The sequence below is a fragment of the Haloarchaeobius marinus genome (assembly GCF_051207415.1).
GTDB lineage: Archaea > Halobacteriota > Halobacteria > Halobacteriales > Natrialbaceae > Haloarchaeobius.
In genome coordinates this window covers 77,808-100,939 of the sequence record NZ_JBPKGD010000001.1, presented here as the reverse complement: position 1 = coordinate 100,939, position 23,132 = coordinate 77,808, and the positions used below count along the sequence as shown (strand labels likewise).

The window sequence follows — 23,132 nt, the reverse complement described above, 5'->3', positions numbered from 1 at the left end:
CACTCCGACCGACCCGACGCACGACGCACCGTCCCCGGAACCGACCCGCACTTCTCGCCCCACTTCTACCCAGCGTCCATCCGCCTGGAGCGGGACGCTCGCCGACGACTGACGCCGTGAAGCCACCTTCAAGAGCCTCCCAGAAGTAGCGGCAAGTATGCACTTCGACCAGCGGACACAGGCGGCACTGCGCGAGGTCGGTCTGTCCCAGGACCAGCTCCGCGCCGCCTCCGAGGGCGTGGTCGAGCGGACGGCCGAGGAGGCCGACGCGCTCGTCGCGTTCTTCGAGACGAACGACGTGGTGTACTCCGACATGGACCAGGCACACTCGACGGCGACGTTCCCCGAACACACGGTCGAGTACTGCGACATCACCACCCACGCCGCCGAGATGCGCGGCTGGCTTCGCTTCGACACCTGGGGCGTCTACGTCGAGGACGGCCGCGTGCTGGACGACGGGACGGTCGAACTCACGCTCGGCCCGAGCGTCCACGACCGGGTCAGGTTCGCGCCGACCCGCGAGGCCCTATGACGGTCCGGGTCAGGGGCATCTACACGACGGCCCTCACCAGACTCCTCCTCGACGAGGGCTTCGAGGTGGCACAGGCCTCCCCACCCATCCGTCGCCGGTTCGAGGACGACGAGGTGGACCTCTCCGCCAGGCCGGCGGCCGTCGCCGTCGAGACGACGCGGGACAGGCAGGGCGTCGGCATCGTCGGCGACGGAGACGCCGTCCAGCGCGTCCGCGACGCGTGTACGAGCGTCGCCGTCGACGCGCTCTCGTGGACGGACCCCGCAGGGCGCGGGACGGTCGCCGACGGCGTCGTCACCGAGACGCTCGGTTCCGGCGCGGTCGTCGACTGCGGCCCGTTCGAGGGGTTCCTCCCGTACGACGCGACCGACGGGTACGTCGACGACGGCGACGTGCTCCGCGTGCAGGTGACCGACCCGACGCCGCCGTGGGAGGGCGACCGGCCGGAACTCACGACCGACCTCGTGGTCCACGGCGGACTGGTCGAACTCTCGCGCGGGCGAAGCGGCGTCTCGGCCGACGTGCGCGACGAACGCGCGACCGAACTGGTCCGGACGACCGACCTGCTCTCCGCGACGGTGCCCGACGGCTGGGGGGTGCGCTGGCAGCGTGCGGCCACCGACGCGGACGTGGGGGCGCTCGGCGACGCACTCGCCGCGGCCGTCGAACGTGCGGAGACGCTCGACGAGGCGGCCGGGGGCGCGGACGACGCCCGGGCCGACGAGGCGCCGGCCCCGGTCGCCGAGGGGGAGGCCACCGCCTGGGTCTGGTTCGGTCGCGAGAGTCGGTTCGCGCTCGACGAGGTCCGCCGGGACGTCGAGACGACGATGTACGGGCACCACCGCGTGAAGGCCGCCACCCGGTCGGCCAGCACCGCCGTCGACTTCGTCGAGGGCGTCTGCGAGGACCCGGGCGGCGACTCGTTCCCGTTCGCGGCCGTCAGCGAGGGGTTCGGCCCGCGCGAGGGCGACCGAATCTCGCTCGGGCACGGCAAACCCGAGGGGCGCCTCCTGGTCCTCGGCCGGGGGACCGTCACCGAACTCGACCCGGAGGCGGGGACGCTCACCGTCGAACGGTCGATGACCGGCGGCGGCACGTACGACGCCCTCGGCGTCCCTCGCGAGTCGGGCGACACGGCCGTCACGAAGTTGAAGGAGGGGCGCTGGTGGTACCCGACGGTCTACCGGGACGAGGACGGCGTCTCGAAGGGGACGTACGTCAACGTCTGCACGCCGGTCGAACTGTTCCCGGACGTGGCCCGGTACGTCGACCTGCACGTCGACGTGGTTCGCCACGCAGACGGGACGGTCGAACGCGTCGACGACGACGAACTCGACGAGGCCGTCGACGCCGGGTACGTGCCGGAGGCGCTCGCGAAGAAAGCGCGCGACGTCGCAACCGCGGTGGAACGCGCACTGGAGTGACGTGGTCAGAACGGCAGTCGTTTTCGAATCTCCTCGACGAGTGATGGGTCTTCCGTGAGGTCCTCGGGATCGGGAACCACCTCGTCGGCCGGTTTGATGACCGTCCGCGACCCGTCCTGTTCGACCGATATCAGGTCGTCCTCCTTGAGTCCGGCCAGCGACTGCTCCAGGTCGTCGATGTCCTCCTCCACGTGTGAGCGCAGTTCGAACACGGTCATCCCGTCGTTGTGACGGTCGACGAGGGCGTCGAGAACCGACACGTCGATGTCGTCCCGGTCCCGATACTCCCGCTTTGCCTTCATCACGTTCACCTTGGAGTGGATACGATTTGACGCTTACCCCTGTCGTGGCCGTGGCGGAGCGACGACGACCGCGCCTGCCAGCGCGTCAGACACGCCAGTACCCTTTTACGAACGGACGGGGTACCTCCGTCACAATGGGTCTCATCTGTTCGCTTCGCGGTCACGACTGGAGCGAGACGGAACTGGAGGACGACCGCGACGAGCGGGGCAGCGAGGTCGTGCTCACGGTCCGCGAGTACGAGGTCTGCTCGCGGTGTGACGCACGCAACCTCGTCAGCGAGAATACCGAGGTCACGACGACCGAAGACCAGACCGACGAGGCCACCACGCAGACTGCCGACGACGATTCCCCCGGCGAGGCCGACCCGGACGACAACATCTTCGAGACGGACGCGGACGACGAGACGCCAGCAGACCCCGAGGCCGACGACGACGACGACGGTGCGGTCATCGTCGACGCCGAGGGGGAGTCGGTCGACGAAGACGAGTCGACGACCGAGGGGGTCGAAGCGACGGACGACGCGGAGTTCGTCGAGGAATCGACGGCGACGGACGCCGGCGGTCCGACCGACCCACACGCCGACCCGGCCACCGACGACGGCATCATCCTGCCGAGCGAGGACGAGCAGACCGACGAGCGCGCCCACGGCGAGTGGCCCGCACACGAGACGGACGAACCAGCCCCGTCGGATGACGACCGGGAGTGGCCCGGACAGGAGGGCGACGCCGTCGGCACCCCCGACGACGATTCGGGGTCGGTCGACCCCAGCGAGGCCGCCCCGGCCGAGTTCGACACCGCCGCCGGCACGTCGGAGGGGTACGACGCGGAGTTCATCGACGAGAACGCGGCACCCTCGCCGCAGTCCGGTCGCGGGCCGACCGGCATCACCAGTGCGGGCGAGGTCTCGTCCCCGACGGAGGGGACGCCCGCCAGCGCCGACGCGGAACTCGTCTGCCCGGCGTGTGGCAACGCCGAGAGTCGGGCCCGTTCGTCGCTCCGGGCCGGGGACATCTGCCCTGAGTGCAGGCGGGGGTACCTCTCGGAGTCGACGCAGTGACGAAACTGGTAAACACCCGCCTGTCTATGTGCCAGTCATGAAGGAGTACAAGATGCGCCGCGGCGAGTACCTCGAGGAACGAATTCCGGACCTGAAGGGGACCGTCGAGGAGTACTTCGGACCGATATCCGGGACACAGGACTACAAGGGTAGTGACCTCTTCGTCATCGAGGACCCGTCGAACCCCGTGTTCGAACGGATCGTCGTCGGTGCGGTCGAATACTCCGGCAAGAAGGACAAACTCGCCGTCGAGTTCCACGAACGGGACCCGACCGAACTCGGACCCGACGAACTCGAAGCCGCCGGCGACGCCGTCTCGAAGAAGAACGATTTCCTCCTCGAAGCGACGGGCCGGGACGCCAAGTCCCGACGCAAGTCGATGAAGCGGTCCGTCGAGGACAGCGCCGACCACGACGTCGACGCCTGAGTTCCCGAGCTATCCCTTCTCGCCAGCGCGACTGCCCCGGTAGCGTAGCGTCCACCCGGCCGACGTACATCGCCCCGAACAGGAGCCTTTACCCGCAGACGGTCCCAACCTCCGCCGAGAGATGACGGTCATCGAGTCGGTCCACGCGGACCACGGAGCCACGTTCACAGAGCGCGGCGGGCGTCGCGTCGTCGACCACTACGGTCGGCCAGAGCGCGTCCACCACGCGGTCCGCAAGGTCGTCGGCGTGCTGGAACTCGCCTACGGCGTCGTCGTCGTCACGGGCGACGACCGCGTCGAGTTCGTCGACAACGCGGTGTCGAACCGCGTCCCCGACGAGGACGGCGAGGGCTGTTACGCGCTCTTGCTCGACCCGCAGGGCGGCATCGAGACGGACATGTACGTGTACAACGCCGGCGAGCGACTCCTGCTGTTCACGCCGCCACAGCGTGCCGCCCCCGTCGCCGAGGAGTGGGCGGAGAAGGTGTTCATCCAGGACGTCGAGGTCCGGGTCGCCACGGACGACTTCGCCACCTTCGGCGTCCACGGGCCGAAGTCGACCGAGAAGGTCGCGAGCGTCCTGAACGGCGCTGCCAGCCCCGACCGGCACCTGTCGTTCGTCCGGGGGGCCATCGGCGACGCCGGCGTGACGGTGGTCAGAACCGACGCCCCGGCCGGCGACGAGGGCTACGAGGTCGTCTGCACCGCCGACGCCGCCGGGGAGGTGTTCGACGCGCTGGTCAACCACGGCCTGAACGCCGCACCGTTCGGCTACCGGACGTGGGACGCGCTCACCCTCGAGGCCGGGACGCCGACCTTCGAGACCGAACTGGAGGGCTACATCCCGAACGTCGCCGGCGTCCGGAACGCGCTGGACTTCGAGAAGGGCTGTTACGTCGGCCAGGAGGTCGTCTCCCGCGTCGAGAACCGCGGTCGACCGTCGAAGCGACTGGTCGGTCTCGAACCCGAGGCCGTCCCCGAATCCGGTGCGGCCGTCTTCGACGGCGACGGCGTCGTCGGCGAGGTCACCCGCGCCGTCGAGAGTCCGAGTCTGGAGCGCCCCATCGCGTTCGCCTACGTCGACTGGGACGCCGCCGACGCCGGGGGTGACCTGTCGGTCCGGTACGAGGGCGACGACGTCGCCGCAGCACTCGCCGACCTGCCGTTCGTCGATGGGAGCGACCGGTCGGCGCGGGTGCCGACCTACGTGACGTCGTCGTAGTCCGCCTTCACCACCGTCCAGGTGACGCCACCGTCTGCATCGCGCGCCAGTGCCCAGAGCGACGTCGGCGTCTCGACGACCACGGCCTCGCCGCCCGGCGACCCGACGTTGTCGAGGACGACGTCGCCACAGACCACGTTCCCGTCGCGCGTCACCTCCTCGTGGCGGCTATGTCCGACCACCTGCGGCGGCGCGTCGCCGGGCAGGTGCTGGAAGTCCAGCCAGAGGATGCCCGCGGTCGGTCCGCGACCGCTGTACACGGTGTCGTCTCCGTACATGAAGACGCGGTCGAACTCGCGGAAGACCTGGCTGTGCACGGCCGCGTCCCGGTCGGTCCCGACGGCGTGTCGCAGTTGCGTCGCCGCGTCCCACAGGGCCTCGTTCGCGGCCGCCGCGTCGACGCCCGCGGCCGCACCCGCGTGGACGAACGTGTGCTCGTAGCCCTCGTACGCGACCGTCACCTCGCCCGCGAGTATCTCGTCGTAGAATCGCCGCCGTTCCTCGTCGCCCACACGGTCGCAGTACCAGCGGTCGCGCTCCGGGGCCGGCGGTTGCAGGAGGAACGTCTCGTGGTTGCCGAGGAGGTAGCGGACCCGCCCGGTTGGGGCCTCCTCGCGCAGTCGTCTCGCGAGGGCGACGCACTCCTCCGAGTCCGGGCCGCGGTCGATGAGGTCCCCGTTGAACACGAGCACGTAGTCGTTGCCCGCCCAGTGGAGGCGACCGTCCACGCCAGCCTCGACCACCGGCTCGAACTCCCCGTGGTCGCTGAGCGTCAGGAGCGCGCTCCGCGCCCGGTCGAGGTGGCCGTGGACGTCGCTCAGGCTCACGACAGTCGGCGACCCGGGGAGCGCGGCGACGGTGTCGTAGGGACTGTCGTGGCCGTCGGTCATTGCACGCGGCTAGCAGCGGGGACACAAAACCGCGGCGGTTTCAGCGGGAGAGCAGTTTCCTCACGTGTTCGGCCGAGAAGACCGAGGTCGGCCTGTCCATGTGGACGCCGATCTCGCCGGAGACCGCCGACAGGCCAAGGGTCTGGACCGGTTCCGGGAGCGAGTACGCCCGCCGGATGAGGTGCCCGAGTCGTATCTCGCGTGAGAGGTCGTCGCGCCACGCCTCCTCGTAGTCCGCGAGGGTCCGGGGGTCGCCGGGGTCGACCGTCCGGACGGCGTGGTCGGCCGCCGTCATACCGTAGAGGATGCCACCGCCGGTGAACGGCTTGGTCTGGGCGGCGGCGTCACCGAGCAGGAGGCCACGGCGCGTCGTCACCACGTCCGGCGGGCCGACCGGGATGAGCCCGGAGCAGCGCTTCGAGACGTCCGCCCCGTAGCCCGCGACGAGTTCGTCGAACAGTTCGTTGACCTGTGCACCCGGCGGGCACGCGAGTCCGTACTCGATACCGGCGTCGCCACGGGGGATGCGCCACGCGAAGAACCGTGGCGCGGTCAGGTGGACGTCGACGTAGTTCTGGTCGTCGGGTTCCTCGTCGAACCCGAGGACGCCGTGGAGCAACTCGCCGGGGTCCGGCAGGCCGAGGTCGCGGCGCACGCGGGAGGTCGGGCCGTCCGCGCCGACGACCATCCTGGCCTCGTGGGTCTCGACGCCGTCCGGACCGCGGGCCGTGACGGTGACACCGTCGCGTTCCTCGGTCACCTCGGTGACCGTGTGTCGCTCCCGGAGGTCGGCACCGGCCTCGCGCGCGAGTTCCGCGAGGTGGCGGTCGAGGCCGACCCGGTCGATGACGTTCGAGACGACCTCCCGCTTGTAGAACTCGTGAGCCTCGGAGTGGGGGCCGCCGACGTGAAAGCGCGCGCCGTACACCTCGTTCTGGCGGAGGTCGGTGGCGGCGTCCGGGCCAGTGAACTCCCAGATGTCGGTGCTCACGTGGCCCGAACACGCCAGCGGTTCGCCGACGCGGCCCTGCTCCAGGGCGAGCACGTCGTGCCCGGCCGCGCTCGCACGGCGGGCGAACCGGGAGCCGGCGGGGCCGGCCCCGACGACGACGAAGTCGTACATGTCCGTCGGATGGTCGGTCGGAGGTAAATACCTTCCTCGTCGTCACCGGACGGCCAGGCCGCGGACAGGGCCGGTCTCGTCCCAGGTGACGGCCCGGTTCCACGACCAGCCCTCGTCGTCGCTCCGGTAGAGGCCGTCGTCGGCCGCGGCGAAGAACGCGCCCGGTCCTGCCGGCGCGAGGACGGGGCGGCGGAAGCCCGACGGTTCCGGCAGGCCCTCCATCGCCACCTCCCAGGGGTCGTCACCGCGCTTCCGGTAGACGTAGCTCTCCGCCGTCCCGGCGCGGTGGGCCCGGGAGGCGCCCGAGGCCGCCGAGACGAGACGGAGGTCGGGGTCGGCCGGGTCGGCGGCGACGCTCCAGCAGTAGCGGTGGTCGAGTCCGGACTGGGGCTGGGTCCAGGTTCGCCCGTGGTCGGTGCTCTCGGCGTAGCCGTCGCCGGCCGCACTGTACACTCGCCCGGCGGCCTCGTGGTGCGTGGCGAGCTGGTGGTTGTCCCGGCGACTCCCCTCGGGCCGTTCGCTCCAGGACTCGCCGGCGTCGTCGGTCACGACCAGGGCGCCCGCCTCGATGCCGACGTAGAGACGGCCCTCGCGGTGCGGGTCCGGTTCGAGCCAGCGCACGTGGTGCGTGTCCGGTCGCGGCGGGAAGTACCACTCGTCGGCCGACGGGAGGTCGGTCAGGCCCGGCCGTTCCGTCCAGCTGTCGCCGCCGTCGGGCGAGTAGAAGACGCGACTCGGCTCGGTCCCGGCCCAGACGCCGTCGGGAGCGTGTGGGTCGAGCGCGACGGCGGTCACCGACGACGGGAGCGACTCCCCGATGCTGACCCATCGCTGGCCATCGGAGCGCCAGAGGCCGGCGTCGAACGTTCCGGCGAAGACGCTCCCGCGGTCGGCCGCCACGCACTCGAACCCGTGGCCATCGAACCTGTCGGTGACCGCCCCGTCGACGACGGTCAGGAGCGCGTCGTCCAGTGCGACGTACTGCATGGCTACGGGTACGTGCCCTCCCCTCAAAACTCTCGGTCCCCGACCTAGCGGTAGCCGAGTGCGCTGAGACGGTCCTCGATGTCGTCCGGAACCGACTCTCGCTCGTCATCACCGCCGGCGGCGACCGTCTCCAGCGCGTCGAAGCGACGCTCGGCGACGCGACAGAGCGACTGGACGCCGTCGGCGTCGCTGGCCGCTGGCCAGCAGTCGTCCTGCTCCTCGGGGTCGACACGCCGGTCGTACAGTTCGCGGGCGTCCGCACCGGGGTGTTCGATGTACGTCCAGTCCGCGTCACGGACGCTCACGACGGCATCGCCGTCGTCGAGGTTCCGGGGAATCGGCTGCTGCGTGACGGAGTCCCCACGGACGGTGACCGAGACGACCGGCGCCTGGTCCGGGTCCTCGCCGTCGACGACCGTCGGCCGGACGCTGTCGCCGGTGAAGCGCGCGGGCGTCGGGACGTCGTGGACGTCACAGACCGTCGGCGGGATGGCGTCGAGCGCGACGGGGCCGTCGACCCGCCGAGCAGGTGCGTCCGGGACGTCGACGATGAACGGAACGTCGACGAGTTCCCGGTAGAGTTTCGGATAGTGCGAGAGGTGTCCGTGCTCCATGAACTCCTCGCCGTGGTCGCCAGCGACGACGACGCACGTCTCCTCGCGGATGCCCTCGCGTTCCAGCGCATCGATAACTCGGCCGATGCTCTGGTCGACCTGGTGGGCCGCGGCCCGGTAGAGGGTCCGGAGGTCGGACAGCGTCTCGGGCCCCACCTCGCGTCCGAGACCGGTGTGTACGTGCGGGCTGATCATCCGGAGTGTGCCGAAGTCCTCGTCCGTGACTTCGCGGACGTTCGCCGGCGCAGGGACGTACGGCGTGTGGGTGTCCATGTAGTGAATCCAGCAGAAGAACGAACCGTCGGCGTCCTCGATGAACGAGACGGCGGCGTTCTCTACGTCCCGCATCCGGGAGGTGTTCTCGGCGGGATACGTCTCCTCGCCGCGTAGTTTCCGGACGGTTGACCGTGCTGGCTGGGTCGCGAACTGTGCCCAGGCCTGCCAGGTCGGGTGCGCCGAGAAGAACTTGCTCACCGGGTTCGACGCCTCGGCGTGGAAGGTCTCGAAGGCGTCGAATCCCCGGTCGTACCCCCAGTACGCGGTGAGGAACCCGTTCGAGGCGTTGAACCCGCCGGTCTCGACTCCGGAGCGCCGGAGCGTCTCGGCGAGCGTCGGGCCAGTCCCGACGCCGATTCGTGGGCCCTCTGCGAACACCGGCGTCCCACCGAGGATGCTGGGGAAGGAGAACGGCGTCCAGTTTCCCTGCGCGAATGCGTTCTCGAAGACGGTCGCCCGGTCGGCCAGCGATTGCAGGGTTGGCGTGTGCGACGACCCCGATTCGAGATCGACGGCGTCCGCTCGCAACGAGTCGACAGTTATCAGGACAGTGGCTCGTGCGTCCGTAGACATACGTTTCTGGCCGGGGAACCCGGCCACTCGGCCGTCAGTAGCGGGGGTGGGGAGAAATAGCTATCGGGAGCGAACTATATAGTCGACGGGAGACGGTTGCACGAACTACGTGGGGGCGAACAGGCGACACGGGTCGGCGGTCCTCCGACGACGTGTCGCACACCCGCTCCCCGTCGGAGGCGACGGTCAGGGCACGCCGGGTGTGGGTGCGTGCTGGTATATGAACCGTCGGTCGGAGGAGTCGACGGTCAGATGTCCCGCTCGATGACGTACCCCCATCGCTCGTAGTCGCGGTTCTCGTAGAACCGGTGTGTGGCCTCCTTCTCGCGCGGTGACGCGAGCGCGACCCGCTCGCAGTCCCGGTCCGCGGCCCAGTCCTCGACGAAGCGGACGAGTTCGGTGCCGTGGCCCTCGCCGCGGTGGTCCTCGTCCACGACGAGGTCGTAGAGCCACGCGTGGCGAACGTGGTGGAGGACGGTCGTGACCACGACACCGGCGACGGCGACGAGTTCGCCGTCGACGTACCCGCCGAACAGGGTGTAGTCGTCGTCGCCGGTCCACGCGAACACTGCGTCCGGTTCGCGGTCGGTCCACAGCTGTCGGAGGATGGGGACGCCAGCGCGTCGCTCGGCGTCGCTCGTCAGCTCGCGGATCTCCATACGTCGATTCTGGACCCGCCGCACGAAGAAACGCCCGCTCGTCAGTCGTCGTCGACCGGTGTCGCCATCTCTCGCGTCTCGGGTTCGACGCGCTGGCCGCGTGGTCCCTCGGCGTCCACGCCGGGGAGGAGGTCGCGCAGGTACCGGCCGGTGTGGGAGGCGTCGGTCTCGGCGACCGACTCGGGCGTGCCGGTGGCGACGACCTCGCCACCGTGTTCGCCGCCCTCGGGACCGAGGTCGACCACGTGGTCGGCGTTCTTCACGAGGTCGAGTTCGTGCTCGATGACGACGACGCTGTTGTCGTTGTCGACGAGGCGGTGCAGGACGTCGATGAGTTTCTTCTCGTCGGCGGAGTGCAAGCCCGTCGTCGGTTCGTCCAGCAGGTAGAGCGTGTTGCCGGTGTCGCGCTTGCCGAGTTCCTCGGCGAGTTTGATGCGCTGGGCCTCGCCGCCCGAGAGCGTGGTCGACGGCTGTCCGAGGGTCATGTAGTCGAGGCCGACGTCCTTGAGCAGTTTCAGCCGGCGGCGCAGGCGCGAGGAGGACTCGAAGAAGTCGTGGGCCTCCTCGACGCTCATGTCGAGTACGTCGGCGATGGTCTTGCCCTTGTAGGTCACGTCGAGCGTCGCGTCGTTGTACCGCGCGCCCTCGCACTCCTCACAGGGGACGTACACGTCCGAGAGGAAGTTCATCTCTATCTTTACGGTCCCCTGCCCGCCACACTCCTCGCACCGGCCGCCCTTGACGTTGAACGAGAACCGGCCCTTCTCGTAGCCGCGCTGTTTCGACAGCTTCGTCTCGGCGAACAGTTCGCGCACGTAGTCGAAGATGCCGGTGTAGGTGGCCGGGTTGGACCGCGGCGTGCGGCCGATCGGTGACTGGTCGATGAGGCGTACGGTCTCGACGTGTTCGATGCCCTCGATGTCGTCGTGCTCGCCGGGGTTGACGGACGTGTTGTCGTTCATCCGGCGGGCCAGCCCCTTGTAGAGCACGTCGTGCATCAGCGTCGACTTGCCCGACCCGGAGACGCCCGTGATGGCCGTGAAACAGCCGAGCGGGACGTCGACGTCGACGTCGTCGAGGTTGTGCTGTCGTGCCCCACGGACCGTGAGGAACTCGTCTGGACTACGTCGCGTCTCAGGGACGGGAATCTGCTTGCGTCCGGAGAGGAAGTCCCCCGTGACGCTGTCGTCGCAGGCGACGACCTCGTCGAAGTCGCCCTGCACCACGACTTCACCGCCGCGCTTGCCCGGGCCGGGACCCATGTCGATGACGTTGTCGGCGCGGCGCATCGTCTCCTCGTCGTGTTCGACGACGATGAGCGTGTTCCCGAGGTCGCGCAGGCCCTCCAGCGTGTCGAGCAGTTTGTCGTTGTCGCGCTGGTGCAGGCCGATGGATGGCTCGTCGAGGACGTACAGCACGCCGACCAGGCCGGACCCGACCTGCGTCGCCAGTCGGATGCGCTGGGACTCGCCGCCCGAGAGCGTCGACGCCTCGCGGTCGAGAGTGAGGTACTCCAGGCCGACCTCGGTCATGAACCCGAGTCGGGCGCGAATCTCCTTCAGTATCTCCTCGGCGATGGTCGTCTGGCGTTCGTCGAGTTCGGCCTCGAGTCCGTCGAAGTGCTCCAGGGCGTCGCCGATGCTCATCCGGTTCACCTCCGAGATGGCGGTGCCGGCGACGAACACCGAGCGCGAGGCCGGCTTGAGTCGAGTGCCGTCACAGGCCGGACACTCCGTGACCGACATGTACTCCTCGATGTGGTCGCGGGTGCCCTGCGAGTCGGTCTCGACGTACCGCCGTTCGAGGTTCGGGATGATGCCCTCGAAGCGTTTCTCCTTGCGTCGGATGCCGTTCTTCGTCTGGCGCTTGAACAGCACCTCGTCGTCGGTGCCGTAGAGGAACTGGCGCTGTACCTCCTCGTCGAGGTCCTCGAACGGCGTCTCCAGCGACACGTCGAAGTGGGCGGCGACGGCGTCGAGTCTCGTCCGGTAGTACGACCGGTTGTAGCTCCAGGGCTCGAAGACGTGCTTGAGCGGTTTCGACTCGTCGACGACGACGCGGCGCTCGCTGACCTCCTTCGTCTCGCCGATGCCCTCGCACTCCGGGCAGGCGCCGTGGGGCGAGTTGAACGAGAACGAGCGCGTCTCTATCTCGGTGAAGTCGATGCCGCAGTGCGTACACGCGAGGTCCTCCGAGAACTCGAGGACGAGGCGGTCGTCGGCCGTCGCGTCCTCGGCGTCGTCGTCCTCGCTCGCGTCCGCGAGGTCGCCCGTCGAGCGCGTCTCGCTCCCGCCGATGTCGACGCCCGCCGGCGGGTCGGGGAGGACGAGTTTCAACACGCCGTCGGCCTCGTCGAGTGCGGTCTCGACGGAGTCGGTGATGCGCGGCCGTGCCTCGGAACTGAGTTTCACCCGGTCGACGACGACGTCGATGGTGTGGTCGTAGTTCTCGTCGAGGTCCGGTCGCTCGGTCGTCAGGTCGTACTCCTCGCCGTCGACCTCGACGCGGGCGTAGCCCTCGCTGACGAGTTCGTCGAAGCGGTCCTCGAACGCGCCCTTCTGGTCGCGCACGATGGGCGCAGCGATCTTCGCCCGGGTGCCCTCGGGGAGTTCCAGCAGGCGCGAGACCATCGTCTCGGCCGACTGTTCGCCCACCTCGCGACCACACTCGGGGCAATGCGGCGTACCGACCCGTGCGTACAGCAGTCGGAGGTAGTCGTGGAGTTCGGTGACCGTGCCGACGGTCGAACGGGGGTTGTTCGCCGCGTTCTTCTGGTCGATGGAGATGGCCGGCGACAGTCCCTCGACCGTCTCTACCTGCGGTTTGTCCATCTGGCCCAGGAAGTTCCGTGCGTACGCCGAGAGCGACTCGATGTAGCGTCGCTGGCCCTCCGCGTACACCGTCTCGAACGCGAGCGAAGACTTGCCCGACCCGGACAGCCCCGTCACCACGTTGAACTGCTCGCGTGGGATACGCACGTCGAGGTCCTTCAGGTTGTGCTCCTCCGCACCCCTGACCTCGATGTAGTCCTTGCTCATCTGTACCCCCCTGGGGCCTGCGGTAGTGAAACGCTGTCGGTTGCGGGTGCGGGCGTCCCCGGGCGGAGTTCGATTCCGAGTCGACGTGCAATATTTTAAGTACCGGTACCAGAACAGTGTTCGGCATGAGCACTCCATCCGGCTACGACATCCAGGGAGTCGACCTCTCTGACGACCGGTACAGGGTCGTCCAGAGCCTCATCCGCAACAAGTACGAAGCGTCCGATTCCTCCGGGCGGACCGTCCTGAAGGGCAAGCAGAAGTTGTTCAAGATGAAAGAGGAGTTCCCGTTCACCGACGGCGACGGGAGCGAGGTGTTCACCGTCAAGGCCGGCGGCGTCTTCGACGTCGCCGGGAACTACATGCTGACCGACGCCCAGACCGGCGAGGACCTCGTCGTCCTCGACAACGACTTCTCCATCATGCAGGACACGTGGCGAGTCCGGGACGCCCAGACCGAGGAGGTACTCGCCCGAATCGACTCCCGCGGTGCCGCCGTGACCCTCGCGCGGAACTACATCCCCTTCGGGGAGTGGATTCCACACAAGTACGAGATCACCGACGCGGACGGCGACCACGTCGGCAACATAGACGGTCAGTTCTCGCTGCGGGACGAGTACGAGATCGTCATCGACGACGCGAGCGACGTGCCGAAGGAACCGATCGTCGCCGCCGCGATGGTGATCGACGCCATCCAGGGGAACTAGCGCCGCCGCCGAGCGACCAGCCTACCCGGTCGACGATTCGCGGGCAGAACCCGTCGTCCACGCGCCCACACCGGCGACGCTACACCCGTTCGGGCAACCACCCGCCGTCGACCTCGACGTTCTCGCCGCTGATGTACCCGGAGTCTGCGTCGAGGAAGAACAGCACGGCCTGTATCACGTCCTCGAACCCGGCCGGACGCCCCCGCGGGAGGTCGTCGGGGAACTCGTCCGAGTTCTCGACGACGTACGGCGACACCGCGTTGACCGTGACGCCGTCGTCCTGCGTGTCGGCGGCGAGCATCCGCGTGAACATCAACACGCCAGCCTTGGCCATGAAGTACGGTGCGTTCTTCGGGTTGATGAGGCCCCTCTCGCTGGAGGCGTAGCCGACGTTGACGATTCGGGCGTCGCCGGACTCCCGCATGGCCGGGAGTGCCCGGCGACAGCAGAGGTACGTCGCGTGGACGTTCGTCGCGAAGACCCGGTGCCACGTCTCGACGTCGATCTCTTCCCAGTGCCGTGGCGCGAACGCGCCGACGTTGTTCACGAGCACGTCGACCGTACCGAGTTCGGCCTCGACCGCGTCGAACACGTCGTCGACGTCGTCCGGGTCGGTCACGTCGCCCTGGACGGTCGTGACGGCCTCGTCGCCCGCTTCCGAGCGTGCGGCCGCGTCGGCCGCCGTCGCATCGGCCTCGTCCGCGCTGGTCCGGTAGTGGACGGCGACCGACGCGCCGCGGTCGGCCAGCGAGAGGAGTACCTCCCTGCCGATTCCCGTTGCGCTCCCGGTGACGAGTGCGACGCGTCCGTCGAGGTTGACGTCGAGCATGCCCCGACTTCGGTCCCCGTGGGCAAAAACGGTCAGTTCGACTCGTCGACACGAGCCGTACTCGGTGGCGAGTAAATCTAACCGCTTAAGTGTCCGCCAGACCGTTTCATTCGTAGCATGGCAACGTACGCGGGCGTCGACCTCGGCGCGACGAACGTCCGGGCGGTCGTCGGCGACGACGACGCCCGCATCCTGGGGTCGTACCGCACGAGCACGCCACAGGGACCGACTGGTATCGCCATCACCGAGGCAGTGCTGGACGCGCTCCGGCGCGCCTGCACGGACGCCGGCGTCGAACCGACGGCCGTTCGCGCCTGCGGTATCGGCTCCATCGGGCCGCTCGACCTCGCGGAAGGTGCCGTCGAGGACCCGGCGAACCTGCCGAACACGGTCGACCGCATCCCACTGACCGGCCCCATCGGCAAACTCATCGACAGCGAACGGGTGTACCTCCACAACGACACCGCCGCCGGTTGCATCGGCGAGCGCTTTCACGCCGAGCAGAACCCCGACGACATGGCCTACATCACCATCTCCTCGGGTATCGGGGCCGGCGTCTGCATCGACGGCTCCGTCATCTCGGGCTGGGACGGCAACGCGGGCGAGGTGGGTCACTACGTCGTCGACCCACAGGGTCGACTCACCTGTGGCTGCGGGAAGGACGGCCACTGGGAGGCGTACTGTTCGGGCAACAACGTCCCGAGGTACGCACGGTTGCTCGCCGAGGACGACCCCCACTTCGAGACGGTCCTCCCGCTCGACGACCCGGACTTCACGGCGAAGGACGTGTTCGACGCCGTCGGCGAGGACGACTTCGCGGACCACGTCGTCGACCAGCTCGCCCACTGGAACACCATCGGCGTCAGCAACGTCGTCCACTCGTTCGCCCCCATCGTCGTCTACATCGGCGGCGCCGTCGCGCTCAATAACGCCGACCTCGTGCTCGACCCCATCCGCGAGCGCATCGACGACATGGTGATGACGAACATCCCCGACATCCAGTTGACCACGCTCGGGGACGACGTCGTCGTCAAGGGCGCGCTGGCTAGCGCGCTGACACGTGGGACAGGTGATAGGTCGAAGGTACGCCGGTGAGGGAGATGCCGGACCGCGGCCCGCGCCGTTCGACGTGACACCTCGCATCCGACACGAATACGTGAGCATCGTGAAACTTTACTGTCGGACGGCCCAGAGGTGTGGGTATGGAACGTAGAGATGTCCTCCACGCGAGCGCCAGCGCACTCGCCGCCGGTGCGCTCGGCCAGAGCGTCACTGCCCGTGGGTCGGCGCCCTTCGAACCGGTCGGCGAGCTCGAGATCGGGCACGCCGCCGAAGTCGTCCTGAGCGACGACGGGTCGACGGCCTACGTCGCCGGCGATTCCGGCTTCCTCACCGTCGACGTGTCCGACCCCGCGAACCCCGCCGTCCTCTCCGAACAGCGTCCCCTGGAGACGTCGAGTGGAACGCAGGTCCAGCAGATCCTCGACGTCAAGGTCGACGGGACCAGCCTCCTCGTCCCGACGGCCGCACAGGGCGGTGGCCCGCGAGGCTTCTTCCTCTACGACGTGAGCGACCCCGCGAACCCCTCCCAGGTCGGCGAGTTCTTCGACACGCCCCACGGAAACCACAACTCGTTCATCCTCGACGACGTCGTCTACCTGACCGGGAACACCCGGGAGGCGACCTATCTGAACGTGATAGACGTCTCGAACGAGGAGTTCGAGCAGGTCGGCCAGTGGTCCCCCTCGCAGGACCTCGACTCACGCTGGAGCCAGGTCCCCGGCAAGGTCCTCCACGACGTGTGGGTCCAGGACGGTATCGCCTACTGTGCCTACTGGGACGCGGGAACGTTCCTCGTAGACGTGTCCGACCCCGCGAACCCCGAGTTCGTGTCCCGCATCGGTGACTACGCCTTCGAGGACCTCCTCGAGTGGGAAGGCACGCGTGCGGGAATCGACTACACGGAACCGCGGGGGAACGCCCACTACGTCGCCGTCGACGACGACGCGACCGTCCTCGGCGTCGGCGTCGAGTCGTGGGACGCCCAGCTCGACGACGGCCAGGGCGGCCCCGGCGGTATCTCGCTGTACGACATCACCGACCCGACCGACCCGACCCACCTCTCGGACATCAACCCGCCACAGCCAGAGAACGGCGACGCGACCCGGTCGGGGACCTGGACCACCTCGCACAACTTCCAGTTCCAGGGCGACCGGCTCTACACCTCCTGGTACCAGGGCGGCGTGAAGACCTTCGACGTCTCCGACCCGGCGAACCCCTCCCAACTGTCCTGGTGGCGCGACCCGGCCTACGGCTTCTGGACGGCCCGGACCACGGAGGCCGTCGATTTCTTCGCCGCGACCTCCTACCCGGTTCCCTCTTCCGAACGGACGGGACTCCTCCTGTTCTCCGACGAGCAAGCCGAGCAGTCGTCTCCATCCTCCGAGATCGTCGAGGCGGACCCCCTGTTCGACTCCGAGAACGAGTTCTACGTCGACCTGCCGGGAGACTTCGAGGGGGAGCCCACGACCGGCACCGCTTCGGGCGGGTCGACCGGCGACGGGGACGACACGACCAGCAGGCAGACTACGACGCCGGCGGAGACGAGTCCAAAGACGAGTCCCTCCGACGACCCGACCGGGACCATTACCGACGGTGCCAGCAGTGGTTCGACGCCCGGCTTCGGCGTCCTCGCCGCCGTCGCCGGTCTCGGTCTCGGTGCGTCCCGGTTCCTTCGGGAGCACGACGAGTAGGCCCGTCGGTCGACCCCGACAGTCTGTCACGGACGTTCCTGTCGAATCGTGCGACGGAGACCCAAAGCTTTCTCACCCTCCGAACCCCTACCGTCAGCTAATGAGTACCGACGCCCCCGAGACCGACGAACCACTCGCGGACCGCGTCGAGCAGTGGCTGGCCCGGGAGATGCCCATCATCCAGATGCACGGCGGGACCAGTTCCGTCCGGACGGCCGACCCCGAGACCGGCGAGGTCGTCGTCGAACTCGGCGGGGGGTGCAGTGGCTGTGGCGTCGCCGACATCACGACGGGCAACATCGAGGCCGAACTGTTGCGCTGGCCCGAGATAGAGGACGTGACGGTCCGGGTCCCCGAGAGCGGTGAGTCCCTCGGCGTCGAGCAGGCCGAGTCCATCATGGGAATCGACCGGACCGAGGGCGGGCGAGGCGACTGGGGGTCCTCGAACCCGGGCAAGGACCACCTCTGACCCGGGGGACGGTCGGGTCGCGGTTCCTGATTCCGAGGAGACGCATCGGTAGGCGACGTTGCGAACAGGCGGCGCGTGGTCGTCCGCGCGGGGCGCGCCGCACACCCGCCTCGACACCCGCGCGGTTTGTCCCGGTGTGACACCGGGTCTGGGCGCGGCTCCCTACTTGAACTGGGGGACGGTCCGGAAGCGAGTCGAGGAGGAGTCCGGGCGAGAACGGAACGTGTGTCGGGTCGTCAGAACGTGTATCGAGTCGTCAGTCGTGGCCGAGTTTCTCCCGACTGATCTTCACACCCGTCGGCGTGACGATTATCTGGTCGTCGCCCTTCTGGACGATGTCGCCGTCGACCTCCCTCGCGACCTGCCTGAGTTCGTCGACGATGTGTTCGACGGTACGGTCCTCGGTTCGCAGGCGGGTGATGTCGGCGATGACGAGGTCGCCGTCGTAGACGGCGTCCTTGATGTCGATGGCGTCCGCCTGCCCGGCCACCTCGGCGATGTGGACCTGCAGTGCCGCGTCGCCGGAGACGGTGTCGAAGTCGTCGAGGTCGAGTTCGAGATAGTCCTCGGTGCTGTGAGAGCCTCGGCCGCCGAGAATCTTTGCCATGAACCCCATACCCGTCACAGTCTGTCGGCACCCAATTAGTTCTTGCGTCAGACGCAGTGGCCGACGGGACGGCGACGGCGAGTGAGCCACGACCGTTCGAGGGCACCGTAGCGCGACCGTCGTCGGCGTGTGACGTGGCGACGGTTGGATACGAGATCGGGCCGTATAGTCCGGTCTATCGCTGAATAGTGGATAGATAGTGTTCAGTTATTTAAATCACACTCCCGAACGACAGTATGGATGACAGAGAATACCAATCACCTTTCTCGGCGTTCGATGCTGAGTGGCGTGAGCAGTGGACTCGTCGCGGCGACGGTCGTCGGCACCGCCTCGGCGGACGACGTCGGCGACTACGTCGTCGGCGTCAGTTCCGACCACGGACTGGCGACGGCCAGAGAACGGGCCACTTCGGTCAGACACGAGTTCGACTTCGGCCAGATCGGGAAGGCGGTCGCCGGGCGGTTCCCGGAGGCGGCTATCGACGGCCTCCGGAACAATCCGCACGTCCGATACGTCGAAGCCGACAGCGAGTACTACGCGCTCGCAGAGACCCTCCCGTGGGGCGTCGACCGCGTCGACGCGGACGTCCTGCACGGCAACGGGGACACGGGTAGCGGGGTCGACATCGCCATCCTCGACACCGGAATCGACAGCGACCACCCCGACCTGCAGGCGAACGTCCAGGGCGGGAAGTGCTTCGCCGCGGACTGCTGTGGTGAGGCGAGCGGCGGCGGCGGCCCGTTCGGTTGTAACACGAACGACAACACCTGCAACCACGCGTGGGACGACGACAACGACCACGGCACCCACTGCGCCGGCATCGCCAACGCCGTCGACAACACGGAGGGCGTCGTCGGCGTCTCGACGGAGGCGAACCTGTGGGCGGGCAAGGTGCTCGATGGCTGTGGCTCGGGGTCCCTGTCCTCGGTCGCAGCCGGAATCGAGTGGGCAGCAGACCAGGGCTTCGACGTCGCGTCCATGAGCCTGGGTGCGTCATCCGGCGACCAGACGCTCAAGGACGCCTGCACGTACGCGGCGAACAAGGGCGTCCTCCTCGTCGCCGCGGCGGGCAACGACGGCGAGTGTACGGACTGCGTCGGCTACCCCGCCGCCTACAGCGAGGTCGTCGCCGTCTCCTCGACGGACAGCGACGACTCGCTCTCGTCGTTCTCCTCGACCGGCCCGGAGGTCGAACTCGCCGCGCCGGGTGGTGAGATATATTCCACCGTTCCGGGCGGCTACGACACCTTCAGCGGCACGTCGATGGCGTGCCCGCACGTCTCCGGGGCCGGGGCGCAGGTGATGGCCCAGGGTGCGACGGCGAGCGAGGCCCGGACGGCGCTGCAGGACAGCGCGGAGGACATCGGCCTCGCCAGTAACGAGCAGGGCTACGGACTGCTGGACGCAGAGGCGGCGGTCGCCGCGGTCGACGGTGGCGGCGGCAGCGACGACACGACGGCACCGACCGCGCCGTCGAACCTCTCGTCGCCGGCCCACACTGACACGTCCGTCGACCTCGACTGGGACGCGTCCAGCGACGACGGCACGGGCGTCGACCACTACAACGTCTACGTCGACGGCACGAAGACCACGGAGTCGACGGACACGACCGCTACCGTGTCCGGTCTCTCGTCGAACACGGCCTACGACTTCTACGTCACCGCGGTCGACGGTGCCGGGAACGAATCCAGCGCCAGCAACACCATCACGGTGACGACGGACGAGAGCACCTCGTCCGCTCCGACCATCGACTCGTACACGGTGACTGAGGCGGGGTCGCCGAACCCGCACGCCGAGATCACGGCGGACTGGACGGTCTCTGACGCGGACGGCGACCTCTCGTCCGTGGAGGTGGTCGTCGAGGAGACCGGCGACAGTTCGACCACGGCGGTCAGCGGGTCGACCGCGTCCGGGTCCGACTCCTTCAAGATAAAGCAGGGCGGCGGCACCACGTACACCGTGACGCTGACGGTGACCGACGGCGCCGGGAACGCCACGAGTTCGTCCCAGACGGTCAGCGCCTGAGACGACGCGCTGCCGTCGCCTCGCCCGGTTCTGGACGAACGGACGAGCATCGCGTCGAGGACGAGCGACGGTCGATAGCGTCGCAGTACCTATCCGGTGAAGCCGTAGAGGTCGTCGCCGACGTGGTGTATGGACTCGACGACCTTCCCGGAGTCGCCGGTCATCTCGTCGCCGTCGACCATCGCCCGTCCGACAGCGAGTACCTTCCCGTGTGTCTCCTCAGCGATGGCGACGAGGTCGCCCGCCTCGATGGCCGGGTCGGCCTCGACGATGCCCGGGCGCATCACGTCCGCGCCGTCGGAGACGAACGATATCGCCCCGGAGTCGACCGTGACGACCCGACGACTCGGTTCGTTCGCGTTCGCACCACGGACCGTCAGGAACGGTTCCTCGTCGACGTAGAAGACGACAGGTTCCCCGTCGACGAGGACGACGTCGAAGGCGGCGTCTTCCAGTTCGACCAGTTCGTACGTGTCGCCGTCGAGCGTGACGCCGAGTGCGTCGGCGACCGCGGACTCGACCTCGCTCACGGCGTCGCTCCGGAGGTGATGACGGGACTTCACCTGCATACCTCACCCGTCCACCGGGAGGCGCTTAAACGGCCCGCTCTGGCCGACCCGGTGGACGACCGGGACGCCGCGACAAGTGCTATATGCCGTCCCGTCGTTGTACGAATCATGTGGGGTTCCCGCCGGGACCGAACGGGTGATTCGGTCACCTGCATCGCGTGCGGAGACGACGTCGACCGGACCGACGCCAGGGAGTACGACAAGTACGGCGACCGATGGGACCGCGAGGACAAGGAGTTCGAGTATCTCTGCAAACCCTGTCATCGTGCCGAGTGCCACCAGCCGCGAGACGGCCTCGAAGACCTGCTGGTCGACGCCGAGGCGGGCACGGTACCGCGCGAGGAGTTCTACGCTCGCTTCGCGGCCGCGACCGACGACCAGCACGAGCACGTCGAGTGAGCGCGCCCGTGACGGCGGTTCACGGGTTCGGCGACGGGTCGTCCCGTCGACCCACCCCGATACGTTTTCCCGTCCCCCCTACGTAGCCGGGGTTATGACCGACGACGCCAGCGCACAGGCCGCTGCCGGCACCGCGGACGGGCAGGGCCCGGTCGAGATAGACGAGGAACTCGCGCGCCATCTGGACAACAAGCGCGAGGAGCTGTTCGAGAAGTTCGAGATCGCCGACGCCTTCCCGCCGGACGTGCTCGAGGAGGCCGAAGAACGCACCGAGGGCGTCCAGCAGGAGATCCAGGACGAACTCGACGAGCGCGAGGACCTGCGTGACCTGACGACGTGGACGACCGACCCCGTGGACGCCCAGGACTTCGACGACGCCATCTCCGTCCGCGAGAACGAGGAGACGTACACGCTCTGGGTCCACATCGCCGACGTGACCCACTACGTCCATCCCGAGAGCGAGATGTGGCGCGAGGCCGTCGAACGGGGGAACACGGTGTACCTCCCCGCCTACACCATCCACATGCTCCCTCCGACGCTCGCAGAGACCGTCTGCTCGCTGGTCCCCGAGGAGGACCGACTCGCCCACACCGTCGAGATGGAACTCGACAAGGAGAACCTCGGTTACGAGTCCATCGACATCTACAAGTCCGTCATCCACTCGAACGAGCGCCTCACCTACACCCAGACCGAGGACCGCCTCGACGAACCCGACGCCGCCCTCCACGAGGAGATATCCCTCGTGTTCGACGTCGCCGACCGGATGCACGAACAGCGCAAGGAGGACGGCTCGCTGGTGCTCAACCCCCGGCGGGACCGCGCACACACCATCATCGAGGAGTGCATGCTCAAGGCGAACAAGGCCGTCACCCACGAACTCATGTGGAACCGCGGCGTCGAGGCGATGTACCGCGTCCACCCACAGCCCACGCCCGACGAGTGGGACAAGGCGCTGGTCGAGATACAGGACCTCGACGGCGTGAGCATCCCCGGCAGCTCCTGGGACGACCCCCGGAAGGCGGTCAACGCGACGCTCGAACAGGCCCCGGACCGTCAACTCGGGAAGATTCAGTGGGCCGTGATGAAGGTCATGCCCCGTGCGAAGTACATGTCCGACCCCTTCGGCGGCCACCACGCGCTCAACTTCGACATCTACGGGCACTTCACCTCGCCCATCCGGCGGCTCTCGGACCTCATCAACCACTGGATCGTCTACACGAACGACGTGCCCGAGGACCTCGCCGCGCTCTGTCAGCGCGCCTCCGACAAGCAGAAGGCCGCAGAGCAGTGCGAGCGCGAGTACAAGCAGTTCCTCCAGGAGGTCGGACTCGACCCCGACGCCGTGAACAACCGCGGCATCGAGGTCGTCGAGGACGACGAGGAGTGACGTCCCCGGAGACGCGAACGTTCAGTCTTCGTTGACAGGTCGGACTACGCACTTACCCGTCGAGCGCGTACTGGCTGGTATGTACCGCGTCGTACTTCCGGAGGGACAGATCGAGTGTGAGCGATACGAGCAGACCGAGAACGGCATCGAGTGCTACCTCGACGGGAAGTTCGCCGCGTTCGTCCCCTACGCGAACTGCTACGCGGTGGTCGACGAGGAGGTCGTCAAGCCCGACGATACGGCGGTGTGGTGAGTCGGCGGC

The 23,132-nt window shown here is 68.3% G+C and carries 23 protein-coding genes; 13 read left to right on the top strand and 10 right to left on the bottom strand.

What is annotated here, in order from left to right:
• Nucleotides 1-157: 157 nt before the first annotated feature.
• On the top strand, nt 158-532 hold the full coding sequence (locus ACSC1W_RS00580; protein WP_435344463.1) for a DUF7532 family protein: 375 nt from the start codon (nt 158-160) through the stop codon (nt 530-532).
• A complete protein-coding gene (locus ACSC1W_RS00575) occupies nt 529-1,956 on the top strand; it encodes a DUF402 domain-containing protein (protein WP_435344462.1) in 1,428 nt (475 codons plus the stop codon). Before ACSC1W_RS00580 ends, ACSC1W_RS00575 begins: the two co-directional genes overlap by 4 nt.
• Before the next feature lie 5 nt (nt 1,957-1,961).
• Here the strand turns inward: ACSC1W_RS00575 and ACSC1W_RS00570 are convergent, their stop codons facing one another.
• Nucleotides 1,962-2,258, bottom strand: a complete 297-nt coding sequence (locus ACSC1W_RS00570) for a DUF6432 family protein (protein WP_435344460.1) — start codon at nt 2,256-2,258, stop codon at nt 1,962-1,964.
• A gap of 134 nt (nt 2,259-2,392) precedes the next feature.
• On the opposite strand from ACSC1W_RS00570, the gene ACSC1W_RS00565 reads away from it, so the two are divergent.
• From ACSC1W_RS00565 to ygfZ, 3 genes are all read left to right on the top strand, one after another.
• On the top strand, nt 2,393-3,316 hold the full coding sequence (locus ACSC1W_RS00565; protein WP_435344458.1) for a DUF7093 family protein: 924 nt from the start codon (nt 2,393-2,395) through the stop codon (nt 3,314-3,316).
• Between the two features lie 37 nt (nt 3,317-3,353).
• Entirely contained in the window at nt 3,354-3,743 is a 390-nt protein-coding gene (locus ACSC1W_RS00560) for a DUF5611 family protein (protein WP_435344457.1), read from the top strand.
• 121 nt (nt 3,744-3,864) lie between these two features.
• Complete coding sequence (gene ygfZ / locus ACSC1W_RS00555) at nt 3,865-4,965, top strand: CAF17-like 4Fe-4S cluster assembly/insertion protein YgfZ (RefSeq protein WP_435344455.1); 1,101 nt, start codon at nt 3,865-3,867, stop codon at nt 4,963-4,965.
• Here ygfZ and ACSC1W_RS00550 read toward each other — a convergent pair.
• The 6 genes from ACSC1W_RS00550 to uvrA form a co-directional block, all read right to left on the bottom strand.
• The gene (locus ACSC1W_RS00550; RefSeq protein ID WP_435344453.1) at nt 4,947-5,855 is read right to left on the bottom strand and encodes a metallophosphoesterase; all 909 of its coding nucleotides are present in this window, start codon (nt 5,853-5,855) and stop codon (nt 4,947-4,949) included. The genes ygfZ and ACSC1W_RS00550 overlap by 19 nt on opposite strands.
• A gap of 40 nt (nt 5,856-5,895) precedes the next feature.
• Entirely contained in the window at nt 5,896-6,978 is a 1,083-nt protein-coding gene (locus tag ACSC1W_RS00545; protein ID WP_435344452.1) for a geranylgeranyl reductase family protein, read from the bottom strand.
• Between the two features lie 42 nt (nt 6,979-7,020).
• Complete coding sequence (locus ACSC1W_RS00540; protein WP_435344450.1) at nt 7,021-7,965, bottom strand: WD40/YVTN/BNR-like repeat-containing protein; 945 nt, start codon at nt 7,963-7,965, stop codon at nt 7,021-7,023.
• Nucleotides 7,966-8,009: 44 nt separating this feature from the next.
• Complete coding sequence (locus ACSC1W_RS00535) at nt 8,010-9,428, bottom strand: sulfatase (protein WP_435344448.1); 1,419 nt, start codon at nt 9,426-9,428, stop codon at nt 8,010-8,012.
• Between the two features lie 248 nt (nt 9,429-9,676).
• On the bottom strand, nt 9,677-10,087 hold the full coding sequence (locus tag ACSC1W_RS00530; protein WP_435344446.1) for a GNAT family N-acetyltransferase: 411 nt from the start codon (nt 10,085-10,087) through the stop codon (nt 9,677-9,679).
• Nucleotides 10,088-10,128: 41 nt separating this feature from the next.
• The gene (gene uvrA, locus ACSC1W_RS00525; RefSeq protein ID WP_435344444.1) at nt 10,129-13,125 is read right to left on the bottom strand and encodes an excinuclease ABC subunit UvrA; all 2,997 of its coding nucleotides are present in this window, start codon (nt 13,123-13,125) and stop codon (nt 10,129-10,131) included.
• A 125-nt stretch (nt 13,126-13,250) separates the two neighbouring features.
• Here uvrA and ACSC1W_RS00520 point away from each other — a divergent pair, with 125 nt between their 5' ends.
• Nucleotides 13,251-13,832 (top strand): LURP-one-related/scramblase family protein, encoded by a 582-nt coding sequence (locus tag ACSC1W_RS00520; protein WP_435344442.1) that lies wholly within the window; start codon nt 13,251-13,253, stop codon nt 13,830-13,832.
• 79 nt (nt 13,833-13,911) lie between these two features.
• Here ACSC1W_RS00520 and ACSC1W_RS00515 read toward each other — a convergent pair whose 3' ends face one another.
• Complete coding sequence (locus ACSC1W_RS00515) at nt 13,912-14,661, bottom strand: SDR family NAD(P)-dependent oxidoreductase (RefSeq protein ID WP_435344440.1); 750 nt, start codon at nt 14,659-14,661, stop codon at nt 13,912-13,914.
• Nucleotides 14,662-14,778: 117 nt separating this feature from the next.
• Here ACSC1W_RS00515 and ACSC1W_RS00510 point away from each other — a divergent pair, with 117 nt between their 5' ends.
• The 3 genes from ACSC1W_RS00510 to ACSC1W_RS00500 all read left to right on the top strand — a co-directional run bounded on the left by ACSC1W_RS00510 (nt 14,779) and on the right by ACSC1W_RS00500 (nt 17,883).
• Nucleotides 14,779-15,756, top strand: coding sequence for an ROK family protein (locus tag ACSC1W_RS00510; RefSeq protein WP_435344438.1), 978 nt, complete (start codon nt 14,779-14,781; stop codon nt 15,754-15,756).
• Nucleotides 15,757-15,863: 107 nt separating this feature from the next.
• Entirely contained in the window at nt 15,864-17,414 is a 1,551-nt protein-coding gene (locus tag ACSC1W_RS00505) for an LVIVD repeat-containing protein (RefSeq protein WP_435344436.1), read from the top strand.
• Nucleotides 17,415-17,514: 100 nt separating this feature from the next.
• Nucleotides 17,515-17,883, top strand: coding sequence for a NifU family protein (locus ACSC1W_RS00500; protein ID WP_435344435.1), 369 nt, complete (start codon nt 17,515-17,517; stop codon nt 17,881-17,883).
• A gap of 256 nt (nt 17,884-18,139) precedes the next feature.
• On the opposite strand, the gene ACSC1W_RS00495 is transcribed toward ACSC1W_RS00500, so the two are convergent.
• On the bottom strand, nt 18,140-18,499 hold the full coding sequence (locus ACSC1W_RS00495) for a cell division protein SepF (RefSeq protein WP_435344433.1): 360 nt from the start codon (nt 18,497-18,499) through the stop codon (nt 18,140-18,142).
• Nucleotides 18,500-18,730: 231 nt separating this feature from the next.
• Between ACSC1W_RS00495 and ACSC1W_RS00490 the strand changes: the two genes are divergently transcribed.
• Nucleotides 18,731-20,515: a S8 family serine peptidase gene (locus ACSC1W_RS00490; RefSeq protein ID WP_435344431.1), complete on the top strand. Its 1,785-nt coding sequence runs from the start codon at nt 18,731-18,733 to the stop codon at nt 20,513-20,515.
• Between the two features lie 89 nt (nt 20,516-20,604).
• Here the strand turns inward: ACSC1W_RS00490 and ACSC1W_RS00485 are convergent, their stop codons facing one another.
• Nucleotides 20,605-21,084 (bottom strand): RNA-binding protein, encoded by a 480-nt coding sequence (locus ACSC1W_RS00485; RefSeq protein WP_435344429.1) that lies wholly within the window; start codon nt 21,082-21,084, stop codon nt 20,605-20,607.
• Nucleotides 21,085-21,192: 108 nt separating this feature from the next.
• Between ACSC1W_RS00485 and ACSC1W_RS00480 the strand changes: the two genes are divergently transcribed.
• The 3 genes from ACSC1W_RS00480 to ACSC1W_RS00470 all read left to right on the top strand — a co-directional run bounded on the left by ACSC1W_RS00480 (nt 21,193) and on the right by ACSC1W_RS00470 (nt 23,123).
• The gene (locus ACSC1W_RS00480; protein WP_435344428.1) at nt 21,193-21,483 is read left to right on the top strand and encodes a DUF7562 family protein; all 291 of its coding nucleotides are present in this window, start codon (nt 21,193-21,195) and stop codon (nt 21,481-21,483) included.
• A 94-nt stretch (nt 21,484-21,577) separates the two neighbouring features.
• Nucleotides 21,578-22,870: an RNB domain-containing ribonuclease gene (locus tag ACSC1W_RS00475; protein WP_435344426.1), complete on the top strand. Its 1,293-nt coding sequence runs from the start codon at nt 21,578-21,580 to the stop codon at nt 22,868-22,870.
• Between the two features lie 79 nt (nt 22,871-22,949).
• A complete protein-coding gene (locus ACSC1W_RS00470) occupies nt 22,950-23,123 on the top strand; it encodes a hypothetical protein (RefSeq protein ID WP_435344424.1) in 174 nt (57 codons plus the stop codon).
• Nucleotides 23,124-23,132: the final 9 nt, after the last annotated feature.

Bases quoted from the DNA above. Each gene is read 5' to 3' on its own strand.
- ACSC1W_RS00575 (WP_435344462.1), top strand. From the start codon at position 529: ATGACGGTCCGGGTCAGGGGCATCTACACGACGGCCCTCACCAGACTC.
- ACSC1W_RS00520 (WP_435344442.1), top strand. From the start codon at position 13,251: ATGAGCACTCCATCCGGCTACGACATCCAGGGAGTCGACCTCTCTGAC.
- ygfZ (WP_435344455.1), top strand. From the start codon at position 3,865: ATGACGGTCATCGAGTCGGTCCACGCGGACCACGGAGCCACGTTCACA.
- ACSC1W_RS00565 (WP_435344458.1), top strand. From the start codon at position 2,393: ATGGGTCTCATCTGTTCGCTTCGCGGTCACGACTGGAGCGAGACGGAA.
- ACSC1W_RS00485 (WP_435344429.1), bottom strand. From the start codon at position 21,084: ATGCAGGTGAAGTCCCGTCATCACCTCCGGAGCGACGCCGTGAGCGAG.
- ACSC1W_RS00550 (WP_435344453.1), bottom strand. From the start codon at position 5,855: ATGACCGACGGCCACGACAGTCCCTACGACACCGTCGCCGCGCTCCCC.
- ACSC1W_RS00510 (WP_435344438.1), top strand. From the start codon at position 14,779: ATGGCAACGTACGCGGGCGTCGACCTCGGCGCGACGAACGTCCGGGCG.
- ACSC1W_RS00530 (WP_435344446.1), bottom strand. From the start codon at position 10,087: ATGGAGATCCGCGAGCTGACGAGCGACGCCGAGCGACGCGCTGGCGTC.
- ACSC1W_RS00570 (WP_435344460.1), bottom strand. From the start codon at position 2,258: ATGAAGGCAAAGCGGGAGTATCGGGACCGGGACGACATCGACGTGTCG.
- ACSC1W_RS00490 (WP_435344431.1), top strand. From the start codon at position 18,731: ATGACAGAGAATACCAATCACCTTTCTCGGCGTTCGATGCTGAGTGGC.
- ACSC1W_RS00505 (WP_435344436.1), top strand. From the start codon at position 15,864: ATGGAACGTAGAGATGTCCTCCACGCGAGCGCCAGCGCACTCGCCGCC.
- ACSC1W_RS00500 (WP_435344435.1), top strand. From the start codon at position 17,515: ATGAGTACCGACGCCCCCGAGACCGACGAACCACTCGCGGACCGCGTC.
- ACSC1W_RS00580 (WP_435344463.1), top strand. From the start codon at position 158: ATGCACTTCGACCAGCGGACACAGGCGGCACTGCGCGAGGTCGGTCTG.
- ACSC1W_RS00560 (WP_435344457.1), top strand. From the start codon at position 3,354: ATGAAGGAGTACAAGATGCGCCGCGGCGAGTACCTCGAGGAACGAATT.
- ACSC1W_RS00515 (WP_435344440.1), bottom strand. From the start codon at position 14,661: ATGCTCGACGTCAACCTCGACGGACGCGTCGCACTCGTCACCGGGAGC.
- ACSC1W_RS00535 (WP_435344448.1), bottom strand. From the start codon at position 9,428: ATGTCTACGGACGCACGAGCCACTGTCCTGATAACTGTCGACTCGTTG.
- ACSC1W_RS00540 (WP_435344450.1), bottom strand. From the start codon at position 7,965: ATGCAGTACGTCGCACTGGACGACGCGCTCCTGACCGTCGTCGACGGG.
- ACSC1W_RS00480 (WP_435344428.1), top strand. From the start codon at position 21,193: ATGTGGGGTTCCCGCCGGGACCGAACGGGTGATTCGGTCACCTGCATC.
- ACSC1W_RS00495 (WP_435344433.1), bottom strand. From the start codon at position 18,499: ATGGGGTTCATGGCAAAGATTCTCGGCGGCCGAGGCTCTCACAGCACC.
- ACSC1W_RS00475 (WP_435344426.1), top strand. From the start codon at position 21,578: ATGACCGACGACGCCAGCGCACAGGCCGCTGCCGGCACCGCGGACGGG.
- uvrA (WP_435344444.1), bottom strand. From the start codon at position 13,125: ATGAGCAAGGACTACATCGAGGTCAGGGGTGCGGAGGAGCACAACCTG.
- ACSC1W_RS00470 (WP_435344424.1), top strand. From the start codon at position 22,950: ATGTACCGCGTCGTACTTCCGGAGGGACAGATCGAGTGTGAGCGATAC.
- ACSC1W_RS00545 (WP_435344452.1), bottom strand. From the start codon at position 6,978: ATGTACGACTTCGTCGTCGTCGGGGCCGGCCCCGCCGGCTCCCGGTTC.